Annotated in this window: 3 protein-coding genes and 1 pseudogene; all 4 read right to left on the bottom strand. The window is 46.1% G+C overall.

The features are described from left to right. Window positions 1-90 precede the first annotated feature (90 nt). A complete protein-coding gene (gene rho / locus RAC86_RS37360) occupies window positions 91-1,374 on the bottom strand; it encodes a transcription termination factor Rho (RefSeq protein ID WP_003221939.1) in 1,284 nt (427 codons plus the stop codon). A 30-nt stretch (window positions 1,375-1,404) separates the two neighbouring features. Next, on the bottom strand, window positions 1,405-1,566 hold the full coding sequence (locus RAC86_RS37355) for a hypothetical protein (protein ID WP_003227632.1): 162 nt from the start codon (window positions 1,564-1,566) through the stop codon (window positions 1,405-1,407). Between the two features lie 214 nt (window positions 1,567-1,780). After that, window positions 1,781-2,746 (bottom strand): class II fructose-bisphosphatase, encoded by a 966-nt coding sequence (gene glpX / locus RAC86_RS37350; RefSeq protein WP_003242962.1) that lies wholly within the window; start codon window positions 2,744-2,746, stop codon window positions 1,781-1,783. 30 nt (window positions 2,747-2,776) lie between these two features. Next, a pseudogene (locus RAC86_RS37345) lies at window positions 2,777-2,963 on the bottom strand (UDP-N-acetylglucosamine 1-carboxyvinyltransferase); the annotation flags it as partial.

The following is a 2,963-nucleotide window of genomic DNA, read 5'->3' as shown; positions in this document are numbered from 1 at the left end:
CGTGTGGAAACAGAGTTATTATTTCGGAGCATTGTCCGAAACGCATATGAGAAAATTATATCAGTGATTTACTTCTTTTGCAAATACAATTTACCTTCTTGCAGATGATAGATTTGCCTGTTTCCATTCTTGATTGAGAATATCGAAAAATTCCTGGTTTGTTTTGGTTTTTTTCATTTTTCTCATGAACTTTTCTGCGAAATCAGGTGAATCAGACATCGTTTTGCGGATAGACCATAAACGATCAAGATGCTCTTTAGGCACAAGCAGCTCTTCTTTGCGCGTTCCTGAACGGCGGATATCGATGGCAGGGAAGATGCGGCGCTCGGCAAGAGAGCGGTCAAGATGGAGCTCCATGTTGCCTGTTCCCTTGAATTCTTCATAAATGACATCATCCATACGTGATCCTGTATCGACCAGAGCCGTAGCAAGAATGGTTAAGCTGCCGCCCTCTTCGATATTTCTCGCAGCCCCAAAGAAGCGTTTCGGACGGTGGAACGCCGCTGGGTCAATCCCCCCGGAAAGCGTTCTTCCACTTGGCGGAATCACTAAATTGTAGGCGCGGGCAAGCCGTGTGATGCTGTCCATCAGGATAATGACGTCTTTTTTGTGTTCCACGAGACGCATCGCACGTTCAAGCACAAGCTCGGCCACTTTGATATGGTTTTCCGGCACTTCATCAAACGTTGAGCTGACGACATCCCCAGCTACAGAGCGCTCGATATCGGTTACTTCCTCAGGTCTTTCGTCAATTAAAAGCACGATCAGCTCTGCTTCAGGCTGGTTCGCTGTAATGCTGTTGGCAATTTCCTTCAGCAGCATCGTTTTTCCGGCTTTCGGCGGCGCAACAATCAATCCGCGCTGTCCAAATCCAACCGGCGCCATCATGTCCATAATTCTTGTAGACAAGAAGTTCGGCTTTGTTTCAAGCACCATTTGACGATCCGGATAAAGTGGCGTAAGAGCCGGGAAATGCACACGCTCTTTTGCAGATTCGGGATCATCCCCATTTACTGCTTCAACGTGCAAAAGTCCATAGTAGCGCTCATTTTCTTTTGGCGGGCGAACCTTGCCTGATACTTTGTCTCCGTTCCGCAAATCGAAACGGCGGATTTGTGAAGCTGAGATGTAAATGTCTTCTGAGCTTGGAGAGTAGTTGATCGGTCTCAGGAAGCCGAAACCTTCAGACTGGATGATCTCAAGAACGCCTTCCATAAACAGCAGATCTTCTTGTTCTGCATTCGCTTTCAGAATGGCGAAAATGAGTTCTTTTTTTGTCAGTTTGCTGTAATAGGAGATTTTATAATGTCTTGCAAGTTCATAAAGCTCTTTCAATTTCATATTTTCCAAAGAGGAAATAGATACGTCTTTCATAAAAACACCACGCTTTTCATAGTCAATATCTTACTCTGAACATGTCATCTGCTGCTTTTGCACAACATCCGCCAAAGCACATTCTTTTTTTAACATAAAGGAACTTCTATCGGTAACACTTCCACCCATGATCGGCGCTTTTGTTAAAAGGATTGTCTTAATGAGTTTTGAAGGAAGCGAGGACAAAAACATGAGAAGATCAATACTTATATCGTCTGTATGCGGTAGAAATTGAAACTTTCCTAGTGCTTAAAAGAAGGTATTACGCAGTAAAATTCGCAGCACTCTTTATTTTTACCTTATTTCAAAAAATTATTCAACTGAAATAAGGTTTTGACACGGAATTGATAGAGTTGACGCTTTTCTGCAAAAGTTAAAGCGGGCTCACACCCGCTTTTTCTGTTTGTTATGGACGGATTACAAGATTTGGTTTCTTTTTCAAGCTGTGTCTGCCGTCAACGAAACGAACAGTGCCCGATTTTGCACGGATAACTAAGCTTTCAGTTGTACCGACAGAGCCTTTGAATTGAACTCCTTTTAACAGCTCGCCGTCAGTAACCCCTGTAGCTGCAAAAATCGCGTCATCACCCTTCACAAGGTCTTCCATGCGAAGGACTTTGCTTAAATCAAGGCCCATTTTGTGACAGCGAGTGATTTCTTCTTCGCTTTGCGGAAGAAGTTTACCAATGATTTCTCCGCCGAGTGCTTTTAGCGCAACAGCGGAAAGCACACCCTCAGGAGCGCCGCCTGATCCGAACAGGATATCAACGCCCGTGTGGTCGAAAGCCGTGTTGATGGCGCCTGCGACATCGCCGTCATTGATCAATTTGATTCTGGCGCCGGCCTCACGAAGCTCGGAAATGATTTTTGCGTGTCTTTCACGGTTTAAAATTGTGGCAACGACGTCCTCAACGTCCTTGTTTTTCGCTTTTGCCACCGCTTTAAGGTTGTCAATGACAGGTGCTTCGATGTCAATGCAGCCCACCGCTTCCGGACCGACTGCGATTTTTTGCATATACATGTCAGGAGCATTCAGAAGCGTGCCATGGTCTGCGACCGCGATAACCGTCAGCGCGTTCCAGCCGCCGCTTGCTAAGATGTTTGTGCCTTCAAGAGGGTCAACTGCGACATCAACGCGAGGGCCGTACCCGTTTCCGAGTTTTTCCCCGATATACAGCATTGGCGCTTCGTCCATTTCCCCTTCACCGATTACAACGGTCCCTTTCATCGGCACTGTATCAAAAACGTCTCTCATTGCACTTGTTGCCGCTTCATCAGCCTCATCTTTTTTTCCCCGGCCCATCCATCTTGCTGATGCCAATGCCGCAGCCTCGGTTACACGTACCAATTCCATTGATAAACTTCTTTCCATTTCAACACGATCTCCTCTCACAAGAAACCATTATGAATTTTGAAGCTGTTCTATTTCTTCGTCAGTCATTCTTTCACGCCAAATTGTCGCTCCAAGCCCCTCAAGCTTCTTCTCAAGGCTGCTGTATCCTCGGTCAATATGCTCCAGTCCCGTAATTTCCGTGACGCCATCAGCCATCAGTCCTGCTACCACCAAGCAGGCTCCGGCACGCAGATCA

The sequence above is a fragment of the Bacillus sp. LR_5 genome (genome assembly GCF_042709275.1).
Note: the sequence above shows the minus strand (reverse complement) of the source record. Positions and strands in the feature narration are given on the sequence as shown.